The sequence below is a fragment of the Ruegeria sp. AD6 genome, from assembly GCF_056542325.1.
This window is the reverse complement of the sequence record NZ_JBQFZQ010000004.1, coordinates 227,711-250,092: the sequence shown is the minus strand read 5'-3', so window position 1 is coordinate 250,092 and position 22,382 is coordinate 227,711. Positions and strand designations below refer to the sequence as shown.

At 58.1% G+C, this 22,382-nt stretch carries 18 protein-coding genes; 10 read left to right on the top strand and 8 right to left on the bottom strand.

The features are described from left to right. Positions 1-10: 10 nt before the first annotated feature. From ACR0KJ_RS11380 to ACR0KJ_RS11335, 10 genes are all read left to right on the top strand, one after another. Positions 11-871, top strand: a complete 861-nt coding sequence (locus ACR0KJ_RS11380; RefSeq protein ID WP_480626720.1) for a hypothetical protein — start codon at positions 11-13, stop codon at positions 869-871. A 64-nt stretch (positions 872-935) separates the two neighbouring features. Next, entirely contained in the window at positions 936-2,975 is a 2,040-nt protein-coding gene (locus tag ACR0KJ_RS11375; protein ID WP_480626719.1) for a dynamin family protein, read from the top strand. Continuing rightward, the gene (locus tag ACR0KJ_RS11370; protein ID WP_480626718.1) at positions 2,972-4,258 is read left to right on the top strand and encodes a dynamin family protein; all 1,287 of its coding nucleotides are present in this window, start codon (positions 2,972-2,974) and stop codon (positions 4,256-4,258) included. The genes ACR0KJ_RS11375 and ACR0KJ_RS11370 overlap by 4 nt, the downstream gene beginning before the upstream one ends. A gap of 339 nt (positions 4,259-4,597) precedes the next feature. Continuing rightward, complete coding sequence (locus ACR0KJ_RS11365; protein ID WP_480626717.1) at positions 4,598-6,751, top strand: serine/threonine-protein kinase; 2,154 nt, start codon at positions 4,598-4,600, stop codon at positions 6,749-6,751. A 208-nt stretch (positions 6,752-6,959) separates the two neighbouring features. Further along, positions 6,960-8,000 carry an FHA domain-containing protein gene (locus ACR0KJ_RS11360; protein ID WP_170453755.1) on the top strand — a complete coding sequence of 347 codons (1,041 nt, stop codon included), beginning with the start codon at positions 6,960-6,962 and terminating at the stop codon, positions 7,998-8,000. Between the two features lie 3 nt (positions 8,001-8,003). Beyond that, the gene (locus ACR0KJ_RS11355) at positions 8,004-8,789 is read left to right on the top strand and encodes a protein phosphatase 2C domain-containing protein (protein WP_170453756.1); all 786 of its coding nucleotides are present in this window, start codon (positions 8,004-8,006) and stop codon (positions 8,787-8,789) included. A 20-nt stretch (positions 8,790-8,809) separates the two neighbouring features. Further along, positions 8,810-10,072 carry a type 2 periplasmic-binding domain-containing protein gene (locus ACR0KJ_RS11350; RefSeq protein ID WP_480626716.1) on the top strand — a complete coding sequence of 421 codons (1,263 nt, stop codon included), beginning with the start codon at positions 8,810-8,812 and terminating at the stop codon, positions 10,070-10,072. A gap of 44 nt (positions 10,073-10,116) precedes the next feature. Beyond that, a complete protein-coding gene (locus tag ACR0KJ_RS11345) occupies positions 10,117-11,223 on the top strand; it encodes a transporter substrate-binding domain-containing protein (protein ID WP_170453758.1) in 1,107 nt (368 codons plus the stop codon). Positions 11,224-11,818: 595 nt separating this feature from the next. Further along, a complete protein-coding gene (locus ACR0KJ_RS11340; protein WP_170453759.1) occupies positions 11,819-12,790 on the top strand; it encodes an ATP-grasp domain-containing protein in 972 nt (323 codons plus the stop codon). Next, a complete protein-coding gene (locus ACR0KJ_RS11335) occupies positions 12,790-13,446 on the top strand; it encodes an HAD family hydrolase (RefSeq protein ID WP_170453760.1) in 657 nt (218 codons plus the stop codon). The genes ACR0KJ_RS11340 and ACR0KJ_RS11335 overlap by 1 nt, the downstream gene beginning before the upstream one ends. Here ACR0KJ_RS11335 and ACR0KJ_RS11330 read toward each other — a convergent pair. The 8 genes from ACR0KJ_RS11330 to rfbF all read right to left on the bottom strand — a co-directional run bounded on the left by ACR0KJ_RS11330 (position 13,416) and on the right by rfbF (position 22,296). Next, entirely contained in the window at positions 13,416-14,528 is a 1,113-nt protein-coding gene (locus ACR0KJ_RS11330; protein WP_480626715.1) for a glycosyltransferase family 4 protein, read from the bottom strand. The genes ACR0KJ_RS11335 and ACR0KJ_RS11330 overlap by 31 nt on opposite strands. A gap of 6 nt (positions 14,529-14,534) precedes the next feature. After that, positions 14,535-15,557: a glycosyltransferase family 2 protein gene (locus tag ACR0KJ_RS11325; RefSeq protein WP_170522875.1), complete on the bottom strand. Its 1,023-nt coding sequence runs from the start codon at positions 15,555-15,557 to the stop codon at positions 14,535-14,537. After that, on the bottom strand, positions 15,554-16,516 hold the full coding sequence (locus tag ACR0KJ_RS11320) for an NAD-dependent epimerase/dehydratase family protein (protein WP_170453763.1): 963 nt from the start codon (positions 16,514-16,516) through the stop codon (positions 15,554-15,556). The genes ACR0KJ_RS11325 and ACR0KJ_RS11320 overlap by 4 nt, the downstream gene beginning before the upstream one ends. A gap of 10 nt (positions 16,517-16,526) precedes the next feature. After that, on the bottom strand, positions 16,527-17,765 hold the full coding sequence (locus tag ACR0KJ_RS11315) for a class I SAM-dependent methyltransferase (RefSeq protein WP_480626714.1): 1,239 nt from the start codon (positions 17,763-17,765) through the stop codon (positions 16,527-16,529). Between the two features lie 239 nt (positions 17,766-18,004). Next, positions 18,005-19,123, bottom strand: a complete 1,119-nt coding sequence (locus tag ACR0KJ_RS11310; RefSeq protein WP_480626713.1) for an acyltransferase family protein — start codon at positions 19,121-19,123, stop codon at positions 18,005-18,007. Further along, a complete protein-coding gene (locus tag ACR0KJ_RS11305) occupies positions 19,120-20,328 on the bottom strand; it encodes a DegT/DnrJ/EryC1/StrS family aminotransferase (RefSeq protein WP_170453766.1) in 1,209 nt (402 codons plus the stop codon). The genes ACR0KJ_RS11310 and ACR0KJ_RS11305 overlap by 4 nt, the downstream gene beginning before the upstream one ends. A 24-nt stretch (positions 20,329-20,352) precedes the next feature. Then, positions 20,353-21,477 (bottom strand): CDP-glucose 4,6-dehydratase, encoded by a 1,125-nt coding sequence (rfbG, locus tag ACR0KJ_RS11300; protein ID WP_480626712.1) that lies wholly within the window; start codon positions 21,475-21,477, stop codon positions 20,353-20,355. 9 nt (positions 21,478-21,486) lie between these two features. Continuing rightward, positions 21,487-22,296, bottom strand: coding sequence for a glucose-1-phosphate cytidylyltransferase (gene rfbF, locus ACR0KJ_RS11295; RefSeq protein WP_170453768.1), 810 nt, complete (start codon positions 22,294-22,296; stop codon positions 21,487-21,489). Positions 22,297-22,382: the final 86 nt, after the last annotated feature.

Here is a 22,382-nt window from a genome sequence, read left to right as displayed (position 1 = left end):
GGGTCACGGCATGATGGACACGGACATACTCGACATGCTCGAAGATATCGGGCGGTCGTCTGTTGCCCGATTGTCCCCGGCGGTGGTGATCGCGGGGGACACGGCTGCTGCGCGCCGGGCCGAGGTCTTGCGGGTGATCCGTGGCACGATTCTGCCACGCCGTCTGGAGTTCACGGCCGCCAATGGCGACTGTCTGGCAATCGAGGTGAACAGCTCGCGCGTGACCGATGTATTCCGCGTTGTCTCGGGCCCTGTGCCCCATTTTGATACAGCGGCGCGTGACGAATTGATTGAAAACATGGCGCGGCTGGTGACGGATATTGCATCTGCCCCTGCCCCGCTGGAGTTGTTGTCTCTGCAACCCGACAGGGCGCTGGAGGCTGACGATGTCGGCGTCACACTGCGGGAAATCGAAAACGCCTGTGCCAAGATCGATCTTCCGGCGGAACCGATTGTTTCGGTGGTACCCGATGACGCAGAACCTGTTGCCGAACTGCCCGAGCCGCAATCAACCGGCACACTTGCCCAGACGTTTTTTGCGGGCGCAGAACGCTTTGCGTTTGGGTCCGTTCTGGCCTCGGCGCAGGACGGCGATATCTCTCACATGGCCGAAGAGTGCGCCCCCGGCGGGCCGTTGTCTCCGGATCAGGCGCTGCTGGCGCAGTTTGCGGCCGATTTGGCCGGTTGGGACAAGGACACTCAGCCCGCGCTGGATCATCCCCAACTGATCGTCATGCGCCCGTCCGGCGGCAAGGGTGCTGGTTTGGCCGTTGTGAATGACGGTCAGCAGATCGCAATCGCCGTGCATGAAGCCCGAAAACTCGGGGCGGTTGTCAATCTTTGGACTGCGTTGCAGGAGGCGAACGGATGATCGCCTCCAAAACATTCAAATTTTCTAATAATTCAAGTCGTGTAGTTTTATCAGGGTAACGAGTATGAGTGAATCCAATCGTCGCGAGTTAATCCGCATAGCCGAGGACATGAATGAGACGAGCCATGACGAGACCCGTCAGTTCATCTCGCGCATTGTCGGCGATCTGTCCAATCTGAAACCGTCGATTGCCTTTGTCGGGCAGATCAAGGCGGGCAAATCCCGTTTGATCAACGGGTTCACCGGGCAGGCCGAATACCTGCCCTCGGATGTGAACCCGTGGACCACGGTGATCACGGATATGCACTTTGGCCACCCCTCGGGCCGGACCGAAGGGGCCGAGTTTCATTTCTTCGACAATCACCAGTGGCAGTCGCTGATCGCCGAGGGTGAAGAATTGCGCAACATGTTCCCCGATGACGAGGACAGCTATAAGCGCGAGATGATCGAAGAGCAGGTCGAGGCGATGAAAACCCGCGCGCAGCGGCGTCTTGGCGACAGCTACGAACAGCTTTTGGGCCAGCATCACGATCTGGAAGAGCTGACCTCGGACGATCTGGCGCGCTATGTCTGCGCCGGAGATGACCCGACCGAGGATGGCCCGTTGGATCCCGGCAGCGACCGGGGTCTTTACAGCGACATCACCCGCAAGGCCGAGGTTTATTTTGATATCGGTCACTTTCCTTTCCCACTCACGGTGACGGACACGCCGGGGGTCAACGACCCGCTGTTGATCCGCGAAGAAATCTCGCGCCAGTACCTCAAGGAATCCGATTTCTTTGTGGTGGTTCTGTCGGCGCATCAGGCCCTGTCGCGTGCCGATCTGAAACTGTTCCGCCTGATGCAGGCCTTGGAGCTTGGGCAGATCGTGGTCTTTATCAACCGCGTGGATGAACTGAGTGGGGGTGCCGGGGATGCCACCAAGGTCCGTGCCGACGTTCTGGACGGGTTGGAACAGGCGCTTGGAAATTCGAATATCGATGTGCTGATGGGCAGCGCACAATGGGCACACTACGCGCTGACGGGCGATGAAACCGGCGTCAACCATGATGACGTTCTGGCCTGGCTGCGCGCGCACCCCGAGCAGATGCGGCAGTATCTGGACGGGGTAGAAGAGATCAAGCAAGGCCCCGGCCCGATCAGCCGCGAGGCTGTCTTGCGCTTTGCGGCCATGATCGCATCGGGCCTGCCGGACCTGCGCCGTCACGTGACGCAGGCGTTGATTGACGGGCCGCGGGATGAGCAATTGCGCATGGCGTGGCAGCACCTGAACAGCTTTGCGCAGGGTGAGTTTGAACGTTCGCAGGCGCATCTGCGCGCGCTTGAGGACGAAACCGGCGAAGCGACGGCCAGCGCGGATGAAAACGACAAAACTCTTGGCGAACTGCGCGGCCTCATCGCAGAAAAAACACAAGACATTACCCGCGACATGGACGACATCCTGTCGAACTTGCGCGGCGTGATGGATGACACCGTGGCCGAGGCGGTCTCGGTCGTTGTGCGTGGTCCCGAGGGGAAGTCACCCTTGCTGGCCAAAGGCGATACCGAGCTGAACTTTACGCCCCTGCGCGACCGGATGCGGGAACTGGTTCAGGGGGCCTCGCAAGTGGTGCGTCAACGGATGCTCAGCGAGCTTTATGCCATCGACATGCGGTGCAATGCGGCGCTGCGCGCCCTGCCCGGTTGGCAGGAACCGGTCGACAATCGCATGAACACCAGTGCCGTGCGTTGGTTCCGCCCGGACACGACCGCGCTGACCCGTGGCATCACGGTAGAGTTGCGTGTAAACTGGCTGTCGCGCCTGATCTCGCGCAACAGCGTGGTGTCACGGGCCGAGCGGATGATTGTGCAGGAATTCGAGCTGATCGGCGACGATCTGATCGACACCACGCGGGATGATTTGCTGGAACGGCTGAACACCGTTCTGGATCACTACCTGGCCTTGTTGGCCGGGCATCTTGAACACAGAAGCGGCGCAGGCGAAACCAATGCCGTTGCCGAGGCGCAATCGGCTTTTGACCGGGCGCGGCGCATCAGGGGTGAGCTGGAGACCATCTTTGGACCCGGCCATGCGGAAGAAAGACAGGCAGAGGCTGCGGAATGATCGACTTTCCCGGAACCGAACAGGAAGTGCGCCAGCTTGGGCGCTTTCTGACCGCGACAGAAAACATGGAGCCCGATGCCGCGCTGGAAGATATGCGCGCGCGCGCCCTGGCCCATGCAGAACGTCTGTCGAACGCGGTCAATATCGGTTTCGCGGGAGAGTTCGGGGCCGGTAAATCCAGCCTTGCCAATATGCTGGCCGGGGCAGATATCCTGCCCACGGGTCCGCAGCACCTGAAGTTGCCACTGGTGATCGTTGCCTATGCCGACGCGCCCGAGACAACCGTTGGATGGTGGGACAGGCAGCGCAAAACCTACTCCGGTATCGCGCTGGAAAAGGCGGCGGCGGATGAGCCTGATTTCATCTCGGTTGGGCTGAACACCCCTGCCCTAAAGGAAATCTCGCTGTTTGATCTGCCCGGATCGGGTGCGTTGGATGATACGTACAAGCAGACGCTCGAATTGCTGAAATTCGTGGACTGCGCGATCTGGTGCACCAACGGAACCAACGCATGGCGCGAGACCGAGCGCCATTTGTGGGCACAGGTTCCCGCCGAGCTGCGCGACAACAGCCTGCTTGCCGTGACCCATGCCGACCTGCCGCCCGTGCGCGACGCGCTGGACCGGGTTTTGGCGCGGTTGAACAAGGACAAGGACGGCCTGTTCCGCGCGGTTGTTCCGATTGGCACCCCGGTCGCGGTCCGCGCCATGGCGCAGGAGCCCGAGCCGGACTTTGACCTGTGGGAAACCTGTGGTGGTCAGAATCTGGCCGAACAGGTTCTCGAGGCTGCCTCGGACCGACGCAAACACGACCTGAACGCTGCGCGCGAAGATCTGAAACGGGACTTCCTGCCTTATCTCGAAGCCCTGCAAGGCCCTGATGCCGAGCCTGAACAGTCTGACGCGCCTTCGATGCAAGCGACGCTGGGCTCTGCCCTGCCGCCCTTGAACAATCCGATTCTGGAAGATTGGCTGGCGGCAATTGCCAGTATCTATGAGGACCTGCGCGAGTCCTCATCAATCGAACCTGCGGCCTTTCTGCAAAGCTGTCAGGAAATCGTCGAAGATTTCGCCGAACGGTTGGAGCAAGGCGGTGAAATCGACCCCGAGGCTGACTGGATTCCGGCCGAGTTCGAAAAGGCCACGGACCTGCTGCTGTTGCTGCAATTCGAAAGCGGCGATGCGCCGTTGAAAGATGCGATCAGCATTCTGGTGCAGCTGGGCGATAACCTCGCCTGGGCTGGTAGCACGGTTGCTGCGGCGCAGCCAAAAACCGGAACCTGAGCCGTTCTCGCATAGATTGAGCTGCATTGCGGCGATTCGAAAACAGCGAAAACCGATTCTTAATTGTTTCGAAATCGTAGACCAAGCGTCTCAAATCGGGGCGTCAGTTTTCATGTTTCTTAGCCGTAAAGACAACATATTGTGACAGGAGATAGTATGGCATCTAAATATAGATGTCGCGCAAAAACGATCCATAGTGAAGCCATCAGGCGGCCCCAATAAAGTCAAATTTGAAACGTCTAACCGTTCTCAAGTGTCCTGCGGTTGTTTTTGGTTGTGAGTTCGTGGGCGATTTGCCCGGTTATTGTACCGCAAAACGAGTAGAACGGGCGGAATGAAATGAGCCACAACCAGGCGGTCGGTGCATCGCACGACGAACCTCAGATCGAAGGACTTCAACCCGGCGCAAAGCTTTTGCGCGGGCAGTATGAAATCCTGAAATATCTCAGCAATGGTGGATTTGGGATCACCTATCTGGCGCGCGACAGCCTGGAGCGTGACGTGGTGATCAAAGAGTGTTTTCCCGGCGCCCTGTGCCGCCGTAACGGTGATCTGGTGGCACCGAACGATCCGGCATACAAAGACGACCTGCGCGCCATCATTGACCTGTTCATTCAGGAAGCCCGCAACCACGCGCGGCTTGTGCACCCCAATATCGTCGATGTGCATCAGGTGTTCGAAGACAACGACACCGCCTATATCGCGATGGACCTGATCCGGGGGTGTGACCTGCTGGATTACGTCGAGAACCCCGAAAACGAAAGCGGCCCGGACTTTATCGTTCAGGTGACTGAAAAGATGCTTTCGGCGGTGTCGTTCATTCACCAAAGCGGGATGCTGCACCGGGATATTTCGCCGGACAACATTCTGATTGATGAAAATGGCGACCCGGTTCTGATCGACTTTGGCGCCGCACGGGAACAGGCGGCCAACAAGTCCGCGGCGCTGCTGACCTTGCGGGTGATCAAGGACGGATACTCTCCGCACGAGTTCTACGTACGCGGGGCCGAACAAGGCCCCAGCAGTGACCTCTATGTTCTGGCCGCGACCTTGTATCACGCGATCAGCGGAGAGCGCCCGATTGATGGCCAATCCCGCCTGAACGCCTTCAACAATGGGCAGGATGATCCCTACACGCCGCTGGCCGGTCGGTTTGACGGCTACCCCGAAGGGTTCCTTGAGGCCATCGACAAGGCGATGGAGGTTCACGCTACCGACCGCCTGCAAAGCGCGCTGGACTGGTTGCGGATGTTCCGTGGCCCCGGCGTGATGTTCGATACGTTTGCCTACCGCCCGGTTTCGGTCATCGTCGGGATGGATCGCACGGATAAAGAGGCGGAAAAAGCCCGGATCAAGGCCGAGACCGAAAATGCCGAAGCGGTCGTGACGGCGCTGCTGGCTGGAAACGCCGATATTGCGCTGGGGAACGAAGACAAAAAAGACGATGAACGGGCCAAGTTCGCTGCAAAAGAAGACACTCCGGTCGCGGTGGACACCGTGGTTCAGAGCGGGTCTGGCGGCAGCGGCAAGCTGTTGGCCGGTGTGGCTGTGGTTGCATTGGCAGTTGCCGCGGGTGGCTTCTTTGTCTTGTCGGGTGGCGACAAAGCGGATGACACGCAAACTGCGTCGGTGGTTGCCACAGATGCACAGCCAGCAGTGGTTGAGTCTGAACCCGCCGAGGAAACGGTTGTAGAAACACCCGAAGCCGCCTCCGAAACGGTGGCCACACCTGCACCAGAAGAAATTTCAGAGCCGCCTGTCGAGCAGGCAAGTTCCGACGCTGCGGAAGCGGCTGCCACAGAAGCAGCCGCCGCAGAACCGGACGCGGCGGTCAATGATCCGGCCCCCGCCGAGACCGCTGTTGCGGAACCGGCTGGTCCGGTGGATCTGGCCGAGAACCAGATCGCATTCTCGCATTGGGATGTGGATATTCCTTTCTCGATCTCGCGCCGCCGCGCGTCGACCGGGCATACGTTTTCGATAACCGGCGTTGATCAGAATCAGGACATGTCGGTCATCGGTGATTGGGTTCAGCGCGGTTCGACGATCTTTACGCTCAATGGCAGCCCGGTTCGGGGTGATGCGTCCTTTGCAACGCATGTTCTCGACAACCTCAATGTTGACCCGGACGGCTATATCCGTGTTGCGGCCCGGTATCGCCCCTTGGGTGAAACACGGGCGCAGAACGGTTTGTTGGCCCTGCCCGCCATCCGCTCGGTCGGATTGGAGAACGGTTATATGTTCACAATCCGCAGCACGGGTGACGAGAGTTGGCAGACCGTTGTGTCAGACGTTCCAGCCGAGACTGCGGGCGACCTGCAGAAAGGCGATGTTCTGCTGAGCGAGGCGCAGGGTGGTGTCGCACTCAACGGCGCAGAGAGCCTGGACGAGTTGCTGGCCGCGCTTGTTGCCGAAGAAAAATCCCAGGCCCGTTTCACAGTGACACGGAACGGAAGTGAAACGGCCGCTGTGATGCCGCTATCGCAGGAGTGATCTGACCGGTTCGAATGTGATTTGCCAGTGTGTATTTGCTGAGGATGGCCGCCTTTCAGGCCATCCTGACGGGGACCGGCCCGCCGCAGAAGGTAAGAGTTTTCCAGGTTTTTCAATATGATGAACGCCGCTGTGCTGTCTTGCGCAGAGGTATGTTGCAGCCCCCGGCACACATGTTGCGTGCCAAGAGATTGAAGGTGTCGACGCCATGTTCAAATACAAAAGCCCTCTTAGCCGGCTTCTCGAAGGCGCCGGCAAAGCCAAAGAAGACGAAGCCACGGAAACCACGTCGGCAGCGGCCAGCGAAGATCCCATCGAGGAAAAGCAGGAACAGCCCATCGCTGATTTCAACGCCCTGCGCGCGGCGCTGGCAGGCGGGAATATGTCATCCGAATCCTATGAGGAAACGGATGAATTGATGCCGGAAGAAAAGATGCCGGACTTTTCTGAGGAAGATGCCGCAGAGGTTGAGGAGCCGGTTGAGCAGTCGATCTTCGTGGAAGACGAGGCCGAAACAGCTGACATGGGTGCAGAGGAAGAAACGCCCGCACCGGTCGCGGATGAGCAGATCGTGACCCTGCGCCTGACCACCGAAGACGCGGTTGAGCCAATCGAAGAAACACCCTCTGAGCCGGAAGCGATTGCTGAGGAACCGGTGCAGACCCCCGTTGAGGAACCGGTCGCGGAAGAACCAGTGGCAGAGGTCGTTGAAACCCCCGCCCCGGTGGCTGAAGCCGCGCCTGAAGTGACGCAGGAAGTTGAGGCAGCGCCACAGCCCGCCCCCGCGCAGGACCGCCGTTCGCGCGTCAAGACCACGTTCCTTGGGTTCGAGCGTGCCGACACGCATGTTCAGGACCTGATGGAAACCGCTGAGCCGGTCGCTAAAACCGAGGCCGTGCAAGAGACCTTCCCTGTCGGGTGGCTGGTTGTCACCTCGGGGCCCGGACGTGGGGCCAGCATCACCCTGACAGAAGGTCTGATGCAGATTGGCCGCAACGACGATCAGGCAATCCAGCTGGACTTTGGCGATACGGGGATTTCCCGCTCGAACCACGCGGTGATTGCTTATGATCCGGAAGATCGCAAATGCTATCTGGGCCATGGCGGCAAGGCCAATCTTGTGCGCCTGAACGGCAAGCCGGTGCTGAGCACTGTGGCGCTGTCCAGCGGCGACCTGATCCGCATCAGCGAAACCTCGATCCGGTTTGCAGCCTTCTGCGACGACGGCTTTGACTGGCGGGATTCGTAATAGATGCTGGCGACTCCGGCATATGATATTGCGCTGATCCTGAACCAGGGTCAGCGAGACACGCAGGAAGATGCCGTGGCTGCACGGATGTTCGATGCGATCGACGCGGGTTACATCGTGATCGCTGACGGCATGGGCGGTCATGAAGCGGGCGAGGTCGCCTCGGAGCTGGTAATCGCATCCTGGCGCGAGTCGCTGGATGCGGAGCTGAGCGGTGACACCCTGGTCGAACCCGCAGCGGTTGATGCCTTGCCCCTGGCTGCGATGCTGGCCAACACGGCGATTGCGAACCACAACGAAGAAGAAGGCGGCGGCTTCAATATGGGGTCAACGCTGCTGGGCGCGCTTTTCCTTGACCAGCGGATGTACTGGATTTCAATCGGTGACAGCCCGCTTTATCTGTTTCGGGATGGTGTTCTGACACAGGTCAACGAAGACCATTCGATGGCCCCCGTGATCGATGCGCAAGTGGCCGAAGGCAAGCTGACCGAGGCGCAGGCGCAGTCCCATCCGGATCGCAATCAGCTGACCTCGGTTGTCATGGGTGGTGCGATCCCCAAGGTTGACTGCCCTGAAACGCCGCTGACGCTGAGCTCGGGTGATGTTGTGATCCTTGGCAGCGATGGTTTGCAGACCCTCTCGGACAGCGAAATCGAGGCTGTTCTGCGCGAACACAAAACCGCATTGGCACAGGAAATCGCGGACGCGTTGCTGCGGGCCGTTCTGGCCAAGGCCAATCCAGATCAGGACAACCTGACAATCGCAATCGCGAAACCGACACGACCCTAACAGGCAAAGCAACAGGACCCATGAGAAAGCACCTAATCATATCAAGCCTTGCCCTTGCCGCCGCCACCGGCGCGGCCTCGGCGCAAGAGGCATGTTCGACCTACGAGATTCAGCGCGGCGACAGCCTGCGAGAACTGACGATCCAGGTCTATTCGACCGAGGATTTTCGCATCATTTACGATGCAAACCGCGATGTCATCGGGTCCAACCCCAACATCATCCGTGTCGGTGACGTTCTGACCCTGCCCTGTCTCGAAGAAGTCGGCCGTGCGGTTGCGCCGCCAGAAACCGAGGCGGAACGTCTGGCCGCCGAAATGGCATCGGAATTGGTGAAAGCCGCAGAAGAGCGTGCGGCGAAGGCGATTGCCGATGCCGAAGCCCGCGTTGCAGCGGCCCAGGCCGAAGCCAAGAAAGCCAGCGAAGACGCCGTTTCGGCGGCCAAAGCGTCGGCGGTGGAAGAGATTGAAGCGGCCCGCGCCGAAGGTGCCGCGTTGATCCGAGAGGCCCGGTCGGACGACCGCCCCGAGATCCGCGACAGGCAGATTCTGCTGATCACAGGTGGTAACTACGCGCCGTTCACCGACGAGGAATTGCCGAACCGTGGGCTTTATACCCGTCTGGTCGAAACTGCGATGCTGCGCGCCGCGCCCGAGCAGGCGTATAAAATTCAGTTCGTCAACGACTGGTCCTCGCATCTGGACCTGCTGATGCCAACGCTGGCCTTTGACGGAACCTTCCCATGGTCGCGCCCCAATTGCGAAGAGGCGGCAGCCCTGTCTGAAAGCGACCGTGAACGCTGTGAAACCTACAATTTCTCGAACCCGTTCTACGAAGTTGTGGATACGTTCTTTGCCCTTGAAGGATCGGGCTACGAACAAACGCTGACCTATTCCGATTTCGCGGGCACGACCATCTGCCGCCCCGAAGGCTGGTCGCTATCGCATATGGATGCCGTCAGCCTGTACGAGCCGGTCATCAGCCTGATGCGTCCCGTTTCGCCGGATGACTGTTTTCACGCGGTCATCGAAGGGCGCGCGGATATCGTCGCAATCGAAGCCCATCTGGCGGTCGAGGCAATCTCGCGGCTGGGCTACGAGCATCGCATCATCGAAAACCCCAACCTTGCGGCGATCAAGTCGCTTAACGTCATGACCCACAAAGATAATCCTGATGGGGAAGCGATCCTTGAGACGCTGAATCAGGGTCTGACAATCATGCAGCAATCCGGCGAATGGCGCGACATCGTGTCGTCTGCACTGCGGCATCAAATGGAAAATGGCTAAGGCCCCAAATGGCCTGACAAACGAATAGTCTGGAGGAAGTGGACATGTTTGAATTTAATCTGAAGAAAGTTGTAATGTCGGCCGGCGCCGTTACCGCGCTCAGCGCCGGTGCTGCCGCAGCACAAGAGGCCTGCACCAACTACACCGTTGCAGACGGCGACACGATGGCGACCATCGCGATTGCCGCCTATGGCACCTCGAACTATCAGCCGATCTTCAACGCGAACCGCAACATCATCAACAACCCCAACGCGCTTGAGCCCGGCCTGGTCCTTGCTCTGCCCTGTGAAGATGGCAGCCTGCCAAACGGCCAATCGGCGCAGGAAATCATCGCAGCGGAAGAACAGCGCGCGGCCAGCGTCAAGCGTTCGAACGTCTACGCCCCGCCGATTAAGATGGTTGCCGGTAACGGCTGGGAGCCGTTCACAACCGAGGCGCTGAGCGGCGGCGGCATCATGACCCGTCTGGCAACCACCAGCCTGCAGCGGGCTGGCAACAGCCGCGATTATTCGGTCAGCTTCGTAGACGACTGGAGCTCGCACCTGGAGACCCTGTTGCCGCTTGGGGCATTTGATATCTCGATCGCCTGGACCGTTCCGGATTGCACAAACCGCACATACGAATGGTCGGCTGAAACAACGGCGCGCTGCACCCAGTTTGTTGCGTCTGTTCCGGTCTACGACGTCGTCGGCGGCTTCTTCACTCTGCCCGAAAGCCAGTATGCAAGCGCGACGGATTTCAGTGATCTTGAAGGGTCCACCATTTGCCGGATGGCGGGTTGGAGCATGGTTGTTCTGGAAGAAGTTGGCTTGAACCGTGAGAACACAACCGTCGTTCAGCCCAGCTCTGCGCGTGAATGTCTGGATGCAGTTCTGACCGGCACCGCGGATGTGGCGGCGTTCGAAGTTGATCTGTTTGCATCTACCATGAACGACATGGGCCTGACCTCGGCTGACATCATTGAAAACCCATATGTTTCGACCCTGTCGTCGATGAGCTTCCTGGCGCACCGCACCAACCCGTTCGCGCGCGAATACATTGCGATGATGAACAAGGGTCTGAACGAAATGCGCGAGTCCGGCGAATGGTACGCGATCATTTCGGACTCGCTGCGCGAGCAGAACGAAAAACTGAACGCAGCTTCGAACTGATCCCTCGGTTCAGCTGAACTCACTGGGCCGGTCCTGTGACCGGCCCTTTTTTGTTTTGGAATCCCGATCGTGCCCGCCGAATTCCAGGCCATTCGGATCGTGCAAGTGGATGGTCACAGCCAATGCCCAGCGATCTTGCGTGCCGTCCTGCGCAGGCAAGTGTACAAAAGCCAGAAATGCGTGTTTTTGGTGCCGGAAAGGCAAATGGCCAGCACCCCAAATGCTGGCCATTCAACGAGTGAGTGATTTAGCCTTGCGGCCTCACCGGTTGTAAAACTTTGTTGTCTTCAAATTACACAGATAAACCCTGCACGAGAATTAGGGGAATCCCGTAGAAACGGTAAAATTCTAGTCAAGTGCTTGTTTATGTGCGCATTTAAGTCGGTTCTTTGGCCGATCTGCACTATGTTTCACGGTTATCCAAGCCTATTGGCCGGTTTGGTACATGCCGGCGGGGTGGCGGGATGTTTCGACGGTTGATCACAACCGCACGGGGGCAAAATAATTCGCCTCAACGGCGCGATGAGCGTTCACAGAATTACCTTAACCATGTAACTGTAGGTCTGCGTAGTTGTTTGATATTTTATAGGTAAACATGGCTCGTCGCGCCTTGAAACTTCTTCTTTGTTCCGCTGGTCGTCGCGTTGGATTGCTTAACTGCTTTCGTGCGGCCGCCGAACGCCTTGAATGTGATCTCGAAATTCTTGCATGTGATTTGAACCCGGATGAAAGCGCCGCCTGCGCTTTGGCTGATCAGGCGTTTGCAGTGCCAAGAACCGACGATCCCGGTTACATCCCTGCTGTTTTACAGATCGTGCGCGATCATGGTGTGGATTTGGTGGTCCCCACGATCGATCCCGAACTGTTGCCCCTGTCCGTGGCGCTGGACGAATTCGCCGCCGCAGGCGCGCATGTCCATGTCTCGCCCCCGAATGTGATCGAGGTTGTTCGGGACAAGCATCAAACCTCTGCCGTTCTGGCAGCGGCCGGAGTGCCCGTTCCGCGCACATTGGATCACGCGGGAGTTCTTGAAAATCCAGACGGTGTGTCCTGGCCAGCATTCGCGAAACCAAGCGGTGGCAGCGCCAGCCGCGGGCTTCAGGTTTTCAATTCGATAGACGAAGTTCCCGCCGTTTTCCCCGAACCCATGATCTTTCAGGACAATCTGAGCGGACCGGAATACACGATTAACATGTTTGTCGATCAGGAAGGCCGCCTGCAAACGGTGATACCGCACAAACGGATCCAGATCAGGGCGGGCGAGGTCGAAAAGGGCCGCACGGAACGCCGCGCTGACCTGCACAAAATTGCCGAGGGGATTGTGCACGCGCTGCCCGACCTGCGAGGGGTGGCGTGCTTTCAGATCATTGACGACCCGAAACTGGGGCCATGCGTCATCGAAATAAACGCGCGTTTTGGGGGTGGATACCCGCTGGCAGACCATGCAGGCGCGCCGTTTGCGCAATGGCTGCTGGAAGAGGTGGGCGGATTGCCATCGTCCCCCCATAACGATTGGCGCGACGGGGTGCGCATGATGCGGTATGACAGCGCCGTGTATATCGATTGATGCTGGTTTTTGATCTGGACGATACCCTGTATCTTGAACGCGATTTTGCGTTCAGCGGGTTTGCGCATCTCGAACGTTGGGTCGCAGAACATTACGGCGTTTCAGGATTTGGACCTGCCTGTCAGAATATCTTTATAACCGGAGACAGGCGGAAAATCTTCAATACCGCCTGCGCTTTGCTCGGGCTGCCGGATAGTCCGGACTTCATTGATCGACTGGTGCAGGAATACCGGCTGCACGTTCCAAAAATTCAGCTTAGCCCGGACGCGGAACGGTTTCTGAATGCCGCAAGCCATCCGATGGGGTTGATCACCGATGGGCCGGAACGGATGCAGCGCAACAAGATCGCCGCGCTGGGGTTGGAAAAGCACATCGCGCATATTCGCCCCACCGGCGCTTGGCCCGAGGGGTTTGGAAAGCCGCATCCCCGCGCATTTGAAGAAATGGAAAGCCTGGCCCCCGGCGGGTCGAAAATGGTCTATGTCGCGGATAATCCGGCCAAAGACTTCGTGACGCCAAATGCGATGGGATGGCAAACGGTGCAGGTTTTGCGGGCCGGAGCCGTTCACGATCCCAACCCACCGGATCAGGCGCATGCCGCGCAGGTAAGGATCATTGACTTCGATCAGTTGCCGGACGTGATCGAGTTTTCCTGAAACATCGAGTGGCTTGGAACAATTTGATCGATGACCTGATCCCAGTCACTCAGCACCCGAGAGGGTTGCAGCCAGTACCGGTTTTCCACCGCAGATTGCCTCATTTTCGCAAGGCTGTCTTTGTCCGTCAGCAGCCCTGCCACTGCGTTCGCCAACGCCGGGGTGTCCTCCGGAGCAACGAGGATGCCGTTCTCTCCGTCCCGGACAATCTCTCGCGGGCCGTAGGCGCAATCAAAGGCCACAACCGGCAAGCCGGAAACGGTTGCCTCGGCAACCACATTGGGAAACCCTTCGAACCGCGACGGGAACACCAGCACATCTGCGTCCTGCATCCAAGCGCCGGGTCGCGCGCTTGATCCGGGCAATTGAACACGGTCGGTCAGACCCATTCGTTGAACCTGACGCTCAAGCTCATCGCGTTTTGGGCCATCACCAAAAATCGTCAATTTGGCGTCAGGCGCCCGGCTGATGATTTCGGGCATGGCATCCAGCAACAGGTCAAACCCCTTTTGCCATTCCAACCGGCCCACGGCGACCATGTTTGCGGCCCCCTCCCCCAACGTGACATCAGAAAAAGGCGCGCATGGATTGGGAATGACATGTGTGTGGTTCGCCAAAGCGTCAGGCAAATCCTGACGGGCGCGTTCGGTTTGCATCACGATGGCCGTGGCCGAGCGGGCCAGCGTGTTGAACCCTTTCAACCAGATCGGATGGGCGTGCTGCGCTTGCGGATTGTTACGCTCTGACACCAAAACGGGGACGTTCAAACCCGTGTTTGCCAACAGGGTCAGCACGTTGATCTTGGTCAGGAACGACATAATCAGATCAGGTTGCACCTGCCGCACGGTCTGCCGGATATGAAGCAACCGCCGAAATTGCACCAGCTTTGAGAATCCGTCGCCGGGGTGAATGACATGCAGGTTCGTCGCCTCGGGGTAGTCGAAATACGAACTGTTGTCGGGGGTTGCCATCCCGACGATATGCACCTCATCCCCAAGGCTCAACCGATGCTCGGCGATCATCGCGATGTTTTTTTCCGCCCCACCTGCACCAAAACCGCCTTGAACCATTAACAACTTCATGATGGATTACTCAGCCGCGTTGTGCAGACGGCCACTTATTCCGCTATCTGGCAAATCTGCGTGTTGCGATTGGGTGTCCGGGATGGTGTGCAACGGATGGGGCGCGTTCACCTCTTTCTCGATCAACGGACGGTTCAGGTCCTTGGATTGAAGGAAGATCCGGCCGATATATTCGCCCAGGATACCAAGGAACATGGCGTTCAGGGTCATCGACAGCAGCAACAGGATCGTTGTCGTCGCAAAACCGCCGGGCCAATCCTGCCCAAAGAACAGTTTTCCGATGATGTAGCCCATCATCAGCAAAAAGGTCATCAGGCCCACGGTCAGGCTGATCATCGAGGCCAGTCGCAACGGCAGCAGCGAATGGTTGATCAACCCGTCAATGGCCAGCGACAGCATTGCCTTGAACGGAAATTTTGACTCGCCTGCGGTCCGGGCATCGCGATCATATTCGAACCCGACCTGCTGAAATCCCATGCCGCTGATCAATCCGCGCACATAGGGCGAGCGGTCGTCTACAAGGCGCAGCTCGTCCAGAATGCGGCGATCCGTCAGGCGGAACTCACCCGCGTTTCTGGGTAGATCGTCATTGCTGATCATGTCGATCAACGCATAGAAACCCCGCCGGGCCGCGGCCACAATCGGACCGTCGGGCAGGCTGCGGCGAATGCCATAGACGACGTGATTGCCCTGCCGCCACAAGTCCAACATCATCGGGATCAATTCGGGCGGGTCCTGCATGTCGCAATCCAGCTGAATCGAACATGCGCCGTTGGCAGACCGATACGCAGTCAGAACCGACGATTGATAACCCATGTTTCGGGCAAAGCGGATTACACGGACCCGGTGATCCTCGGCTGCGATCTCGGACAGAATGTCAAAGGTGCGGTCCGTCGAATGGTTGTCGGTGAAGATGATCTCGGGCTCGTAATCGGGCAGATTGTCGAAGACGTTGACAACCCGGTCATAGGCCGTTTTGACGTTGTCTTCCTCATTCAAGGCCGGAATTAGAATGGATACCAGTGTCATGCGCGCGCTCCCGCCGTCGCTGATGATGCTTTAAACTGCTTTGCCCATTGAAAAGTGCGTGTCAGGCCGTCCAACAGTGAAATCGCGGGTTGCCAACCATATCGCGCCTTCATCTGGCTTGCGTCGGGCAACAGGACATTTGGCTCATCAACCGGTGCATCGCATTTTAGCATGCTTTCACCGGCTCCGGCCAAACATCTTAGATGCTGAACCACCTCTGACATTTCGGGCGCATGGCCCGTGCACAGGTTGATGACCGGGCCCGCCTTTTCAGGGGCGTCTGCGATTTCCATCAGGCCCTGAACGACGTCATCCACATGGATCAGGTCCCGGCGGTCATGGGGGCGCCGAAGGTGAACGGGTCTGTTGCTGAGCAGGTTTTCAATAACCTGAGGGATCAGGAATTCTTCGGATTGTCCCGGCCCGTAGGTCAACGCCAGACGTGCGGTCACGGCGACAAAGGGCAATCTGGGTGCCGCCATCTCAAGGTATTTTGTGCCCGCTAAAAGAGATGTTCCGTAAGCGTTTATGGGATGTTCCCGCTCTGTTTCTACAAATGGCAGGGGAACATCACCGTATTCTGCAATGGTACCGGTTCGGACAAAGGCCCGAGGCGGCGACGCGCAGGTCGCGGCCGCCTTGATCAGACGGGTCAAACTCTTGAGGTTTTCGTCGATGCTCTGATCCAGGTCCGAAAGGTCTGGCGCGTTCGAAAACCGGGTTCGCGCCGCTGTGTGAAACACCGTGTCCGGAGCAAAATCCTGAAAGCAGTCGCGCAGCGCGTGCTCGTCAGAATAGGCGCAGCGATACGTCGCAACGTCTGACACAGCAGTCCCGAGACGGCCGAGCGATGATCCCGACCGTGTCAGGATCGCAACCTCATCCCCCCGGTCCAGACAGGCCCGAGTGAGGTGCGATCCGATGAACCCTGATGCGCCTGTTATGAGGACACGTGCCATCGCCGGATCCTCAGGGAAGGATAACCGGCATTGGCAGCGGGACGATGAATTTTCCGCCCTGGGCTTCGAACTCGGCCATTTGTTCGCGGATCTCGTCAAAGAAGTTCCAGGCCAGCACCAGCAGGTAATCGGGCTTGCGCTCAAAAACCGCTTCGGGCGGCAGTACCGGGATCAGCTTGCCGGGCGAATACAGCCCCTGCTTCAGCGGGTTGCGATCGACCAGGAAATCAAGCGTCTCAACCCCGATGTCGAAATAGTTCAACAGTGTGTTGCCTTTGGCCGGTGCGCCGTAGCCTGCGACTGTCTTGCCGTCGGCTTTCAGGTCCGCCAGAATTTTCAGCAGGCTGTCGCGCAGCTCGTGCACGCGGTCGGCGAACTCTTCGTAACTGGCGCGGTCGGTCATACCTGCCGCCGCTTCGTCGGCCAGCATTTCGGCCACGATGGGCGCAGGCGTTTTGTTCAAAGTCGCGCGCTGCATGAACACCCGCATCGAACCGCCGTGGACCGGCAGTTTGGTCACGTCGACAACGTCCAGACCCACCGCTTCCCCAAGCTTGACGATGGACAACAAGCTCAGTTCCGAGACGTGCTCGTGATACACGTTGTCGAATTCATTGGTTTCCAGAATGGCCTTGCCCCAAGGCACCTCGATGATGAACACACCATCGTCGGTCAAAAGATCAAGGACACCGGCGGTGAAACCGTGCAGGTCGTCGATATGGTTAAAGGTATTTGTTGTCGTGATGACGCTTGCAGGGCCTTCCTGTTCGCGCACAGTCTTGGCGGTTTCCGGGTTAAAGAAATCAACATGGACCCGCACGCCACGCTCATTCGCGATTTTGGCAAGGTTCGCCGCCGGATCGATCCCAAGACATTTGCCGCCCAGCCCGTTTGCGTGGGACAGCATAAGCCCGTCGTTACAGCCGATATCCACGATCATACCGCCTTGCGCGCGATCAACCGCCACCTGGGCGAGCCCCGCGAAATGGGTATGCATCGTAGCCGCGCCAGACGGCACGTAGAGGTAATCGGTGAAGAAATCAGCCGGAACCTGGTCGGCGACCTGTATCAGGCCACAGTCCAGACAGGCCTGCGTGTTCAGCGGAAATGCGGGTTGCGGTTCCGACAAGTCCTGCGTTTTGGCGAACATATTGGCCGGAGGGTGATTGCCCATCGGCAATACCAGCATCAGATTTTCTGATTTACAGGCCCGGCACGTTGTGCGGGATGTTGGACGTACACTCTGCATATTCATCACACTACCTTCATTTCAATTCAATATGCGCAAAAAGCGCGACAGCTATCTGTTTTAGGTTGCGTACCGTTTGCGGTTATGTGTCCGGCAATCGGTATCTCAGGAAGTTCTGCGTCACAGAATTGCTTAGCAGATGGTTCAAACACAGCGTTGCCTTCGCGGCGTACTACCAATCTGTGCTTGTGTCTTTTTCCTTTCCTCCTTTTCGGCGAATGCGACCCGATGATTTCGGATCAAAACACCTTTTGCTTGAACACCTTCTGATACAGCCAGGTTTCGACCGTTATGTGCGCCAGATGCGCGACCAGTACGCCCAGCGGAATTGTCACCGCGATGAAAATCGAAACCGACAGCGGAAAGTTCGAACCAAACCACCCCATCTTTTCGAAGACCATGCGCATTGGCAGGTACACATAGGGATGTGTCAGGAACATGCTGTAGCTGATCGTACCCAGATAGAAGATCCATTTGCTGGAGAAAACGCGGCCACTGATGCTGCCCGGTGATATGGCCAGCATGAAATACAAGACCGAGAACACGATGGTCAGTGTCACATTCGGATCGACAAAATCTGACGGGATATAGAGAACCTTGCCAAGTTGCAGGAAATAGACCGCGCCACCAAAGGCCAGTATCTCGCCAACCGGAACCAGCTTGCCGGTTGGAAGCATGCCACGATCTGCAAGCAGCCGGATCATCACGCCACCAAGGAAGAACAGCGTCGCCGGGAAATAGAGCGTGAAGGCCACCGCAGCCAGTACAGACAGCGCCAGACCGATCTTCGATGGACGATGGATGGCAAATGCCATGACCAGCCCAGTCAGAAGATAGAACCACATCTCATAGACAATGCTCCAGGCGTTGGGGGTCAGTTGCCCGGTATTGGTGAAATTGGTCAAGAACGTTAAGGCCAGAAAGATCTTCCACGGGTCCTTCAGTTCCGGCGCCGTGTTGGTGACCGCGTTCAACACGATGAACAACATCGTCATGGCAAAGAACAGTGGATAGATCCGGATCAGACGACGTGCAGCGAACCCGCCCGGCGAATATTTGATCGAGCTGGGAAGGATAACGAAGCCGCTGATGATAAAGAAGAAAAACACTACATTGGTTCCGAAGTTCCAATAGTGTTCGAGACCCGCGAAAACAGAAGGATCATCTGCATAAGCGTTCAGTGCGGTCCCCCCGGCCAGATGGGCAATGAACACCATCAGCGAGGTTACGCCCCGAAAGGCATGCACCGTCATATTGAACGACGCGGCATGCCCTTTCGGTGCCGCCTGCGCCTTTGCTGAACCCTCAGCAGGCGCGGCGATCTCCGGAGAAACCTGGGTCTCTCTGACGTCGGTCATGCAGGGACCTTCCTTGCGCCATGCGTTTCGGCGAATTTGTTAAAGGTTTCATGCATATAGGCAATCTGCGCGTCGTCCAGACCGTGGTGGCACGCCAGAAGGATACCGCCACGCATCACCGCATCGGCGGCGGGATAGCCGTCGGGGCTGGTTTGGCACGTGACATTCTTCATGGCCGGTTGTCGCAGGATGTTGCCGGTAAAGACGGGGCGGGTCTGGATGTCCGACTTCTCAAGATAAATCTGCAATTCGCGGCGCGTGAACGGCGCGCCTTCGCGCAGGGTCAATGGGAAGGCCAACCAACCGGTCCGCGAACCCGGCAGTTGTTCGGGCAGGATGAACCAGTCTTCATACTGGGCAAAGAACGCCCGATGCGCGGCAAATGCCTTTTCGCGAACCTGAATATTGTTGTCCAGTTTGCCCAGTTGAACCAAGCCAAAGGCGGCGCTGATCTCGGACGGTTCCAGATTGTAGCCGAGGTCTTCAAACAGGAATTTCGCATCATACTCGATACCGTCCAGCATCACGTTGAAGCGGTTCTCGATGGCCTCGGATTCCACAAACAAGGACGACGAACGCCCCCATGAGCGCAGCAACAGCGCTTTGCGGCCCAGATCGTCATCATTGACGCACAGCATGCCGCCATTGCCCGCACCGTTGATGACATGACTGCCATAGAAGCTGGTGGTTGAGACGTCGGAATAGACACCCGTGCTGGTTCCATCAATTGTCGCGCCCAGCGTATCGGCGCTGTCTTCGATCACTTTCAGACCATGGGCATCGGCCAGTTCGCGGATACGGCGCCAATCGGGCAGGTTGCCGATCAACGATGGGATCATCATGGCCGAGGTTTTCGGCGTGATCATCCGTTCGATGGCATCCACATCGATATTGTAAGTCCCTGGGGCCGCATCGACAAATGCGGGGATCAGGCCCTGTCGGACCAATGGGGCCACGGTTGTCGCAAATGTCAGCGCAGGCGTAATGACCTCACTGCCTTTCGGCAGGTCAAGGATTTCCACGGCGAGGTAGTTGGCCGATGATCCGGAATTGACCATCACACCATGGCGCTTGGCAAACAGGGCCGAGACCTGCTGCTGCATCTCGCGCACTTTGGGGCCCATTTGCGTGGATGTTTTCAGCACCTCGACCACGGCATCGATCTCTTCCTGGCCATGCACTGTTTGCCCGTAATTCACTCTCATTAAAGTCGTCTCCTTAGAAAACTGCTACTGGGCCGCAAGCGGCGGTTGCGCGTACCGCTGCGACGACATCAAATTGCTGTAGTGATCGATCTGCGCATCTGTCAGATGCACCATATCCTCGCCCGAAAGCTGAGCCTTGTACCATTCAACCGTCATTCGAATGGCTTCGGACAGGTTCAGTTGTGGCCGCCAGCCCAACTGTGACTGGGCCTTGGTGCTGTCCAGCCGAAGCAGCCCGGCTTCGTGCAAATCATCCGGCGGGGTGCCAAAGGTAAACTTGGGCGCGCCGTCCCCCCAGGTCTCAGTCATTATCTGCGACAGGCTACGGACATTCACTGTGCCGGATACATCCGGCCCGAAGTTCCACGCGCCCGCAAAATCCTGACCGGACCCCAGCAGCCGTGCCGCCAGGGCCAGATAGCCTGACAACGGCTCAAGCACATGTTGCCAGGGTCTGATGCTGTTGGGGTTGCGAATATGAACCGGCGTGTTCTCTGCCGTGGCGCGGATGATGTCGGGGATCAAACGATCCTCGCTCCAGTCCCCGCCGCCAAACACATTGCCTGCCCGCACGGTGGCCAGACGCGGGCCGTCTGGGTCGGCAAAGAAGGAATGCGCGTAAGACTGCGCCAACAGCTCGGTACAGCCCTTGGAGGCGCTATAGGGGTCTTTGCCGCCCATGGGATCGTTTTCGCGATACCCCCAAACCCATTCCTTGTTGTCATAGCATTTGTCACTGGTGACAACGACAACCGCCTGCAAGGATTTCATCCGCAGCGCGGCATCCAGAACATGCGCCGTGCCCGAGACGTTGGTGGCAAATGTTTCCGCCGGGCTTCGGTAAGACCGGCGAACCAAAGGTTGCGCGGCCATGTGAATAACCAGATCGGCATCTACATCCGCAAGCGCTTTGTCAACCGCTGCCGCATCGCGGATATCGGCAAACCGACTGTCGGTGAAACCGTCGACCTTGCACAGGTCAAAGAACCCCGGCCCCGGCTCAGGCGGCAGGGACAGTCCGACGACGTCTGCCCCCAGCTTTCTGAGCCAGGCGCAAATCCACCCGCCCTTGAAACCGGAATGCCCGGTTACAAGAACCCGCCGCCCGGCAAAAGCGGCGTCAAACTGAGGATCGACTTGGTCCGTCATGTTCCGATCTCAAATCGCCAGTGCAGGATAGCTTTCGTCGCCCTCGTCGCTGAAATTCATCCAGGGCGGCAGTTCATCGTCGCACAAGGCGTTCAGCGTGTTCCGGTCGCGAATGGTGTCCATCGGATGCCAGAACCCGTCATGGCGGAAGGCCATCAACTCTCCGTCGCGGGCCATCTGGGTCAGCGGCGTCATTTCCAGCGGTTCATTGTCGTCGACCATGTAGTCCAGAACGCCGGGTTCGAAGACAAAGTAGCCGCCATTGATCCAGGTATCGCGCTTGCGCACCTTTTCGGTGAACGCCTCGACCCGGTCGCCTTTGATTTCGATGTTGCCAAAACGCGCCGGAGGTTGAACGGCCGTCACAGTCGCCAGTTTCCCGTGGCTTTTGTGGAAATCGATCAGCGCATTGATGTCGATATTGCCCAGCCCGTCGGAATAGGTGCACATGAACGGCTCATTCGGGTCCAGCCACTCTTTCAGTCGGCGAATTCGACCGCTTGTCATTGTGTGCGCACCCGTGTCGACAACCGACACGTTCCAGCCGCCGGGGGCCGAGGGCACAAGCTTGAGCTCTCCGGTATCCAGAGCGACCGAGATGTTGTTTGCGATAAGATGGTAATTTGCGAAAAACTGTTTCAGCAGCAACGCTTTGTAGCCCGCTGCAACCACAAAATCCTTGTGGCCGAAATGACTGTAAATATCCATGACCCGCGCGATGATAGGACGACCGCCTACCTCGACCATGGGTTTCGGGATCGAAACCGTCTCTTCGGCCAGACGTGAGCCCAGTCCACCAGCCAGAAGCACCGTTTTCATCGTTTTTCCTTCCTTGTTAAAATCAACTCAAAAAATCGAGAACCACCCAGAAGGATGCCCGACGCGTCGGTTACATCGTCACTTCG

Excerpts from the sequence above, each read along its gene's own strand:
- ACR0KJ_RS11375 (WP_480626719.1), top strand. The coding sequence starts at position 936 with ATGAGTGAATCCAATCGTCGCGAGTTAATCCGCATAGCCGAGGACATG.
- ACR0KJ_RS11340 (WP_170453759.1), top strand. The coding sequence starts at position 11,819 with ATGGCTCGTCGCGCCTTGAAACTTCTTCTTTGTTCCGCTGGTCGTCGC.
- ACR0KJ_RS11315 (WP_480626714.1), bottom strand. The coding sequence starts at position 17,765 with ATGCAGAGTGTACGTCCAACATCCCGCACAACGTGCCGGGCCTGTAAA.
- ACR0KJ_RS11350 (WP_480626716.1), top strand. The coding sequence starts at position 8,810 with ATGAGAAAGCACCTAATCATATCAAGCCTTGCCCTTGCCGCCGCCACC.
- ACR0KJ_RS11325 (WP_170522875.1), bottom strand. The coding sequence starts at position 15,557 with ATGACACTGGTATCCATTCTAATTCCGGCCTTGAATGAGGAAGACAAC.
- ACR0KJ_RS11345 (WP_170453758.1), top strand. The coding sequence starts at position 10,117 with ATGTTTGAATTTAATCTGAAGAAAGTTGTAATGTCGGCCGGCGCCGTT.
- ACR0KJ_RS11330 (WP_480626715.1), bottom strand. The coding sequence starts at position 14,528 with ATGAAGTTGTTAATGGTTCAAGGCGGTTTTGGTGCAGGTGGGGCGGAA.
- rfbF (WP_170453768.1), bottom strand. The coding sequence starts at position 22,296 with ATGAAAACGGTGCTTCTGGCTGGTGGACTGGGCTCACGTCTGGCCGAA.
- rfbG (WP_480626712.1), bottom strand. The coding sequence starts at position 21,477 with ATGACGGACCAAGTCGATCCTCAGTTTGACGCCGCTTTTGCCGGGCGG.
- ACR0KJ_RS11320 (WP_170453763.1), bottom strand. The coding sequence starts at position 16,516 with ATGGCACGTGTCCTCATAACAGGCGCATCAGGGTTCATCGGATCGCAC.
- ACR0KJ_RS11360 (WP_170453755.1), top strand. The coding sequence starts at position 6,960 with ATGTTCAAATACAAAAGCCCTCTTAGCCGGCTTCTCGAAGGCGCCGGC.
- ACR0KJ_RS11305 (WP_170453766.1), bottom strand. The coding sequence starts at position 20,328 with ATGAGAGTGAATTACGGGCAAACAGTGCATGGCCAGGAAGAGATCGAT.
- ACR0KJ_RS11370 (WP_480626718.1), top strand. The coding sequence starts at position 2,972 with ATGATCGACTTTCCCGGAACCGAACAGGAAGTGCGCCAGCTTGGGCGC.
- ACR0KJ_RS11365 (WP_480626717.1), top strand. The coding sequence starts at position 4,598 with ATGAGCCACAACCAGGCGGTCGGTGCATCGCACGACGAACCTCAGATC.
- ACR0KJ_RS11310 (WP_480626713.1), bottom strand. The coding sequence starts at position 19,123 with ATGACCGACGTCAGAGAGACCCAGGTTTCTCCGGAGATCGCCGCGCCT.
- ACR0KJ_RS11335 (WP_170453760.1), top strand. The coding sequence starts at position 12,790 with ATGCTGGTTTTTGATCTGGACGATACCCTGTATCTTGAACGCGATTTT.
- ACR0KJ_RS11355 (WP_170453756.1), top strand. The coding sequence starts at position 8,004 with ATGCTGGCGACTCCGGCATATGATATTGCGCTGATCCTGAACCAGGGT.
- ACR0KJ_RS11380 (WP_480626720.1), top strand. The coding sequence starts at position 11 with ATGATGGACACGGACATACTCGACATGCTCGAAGATATCGGGCGGTCG.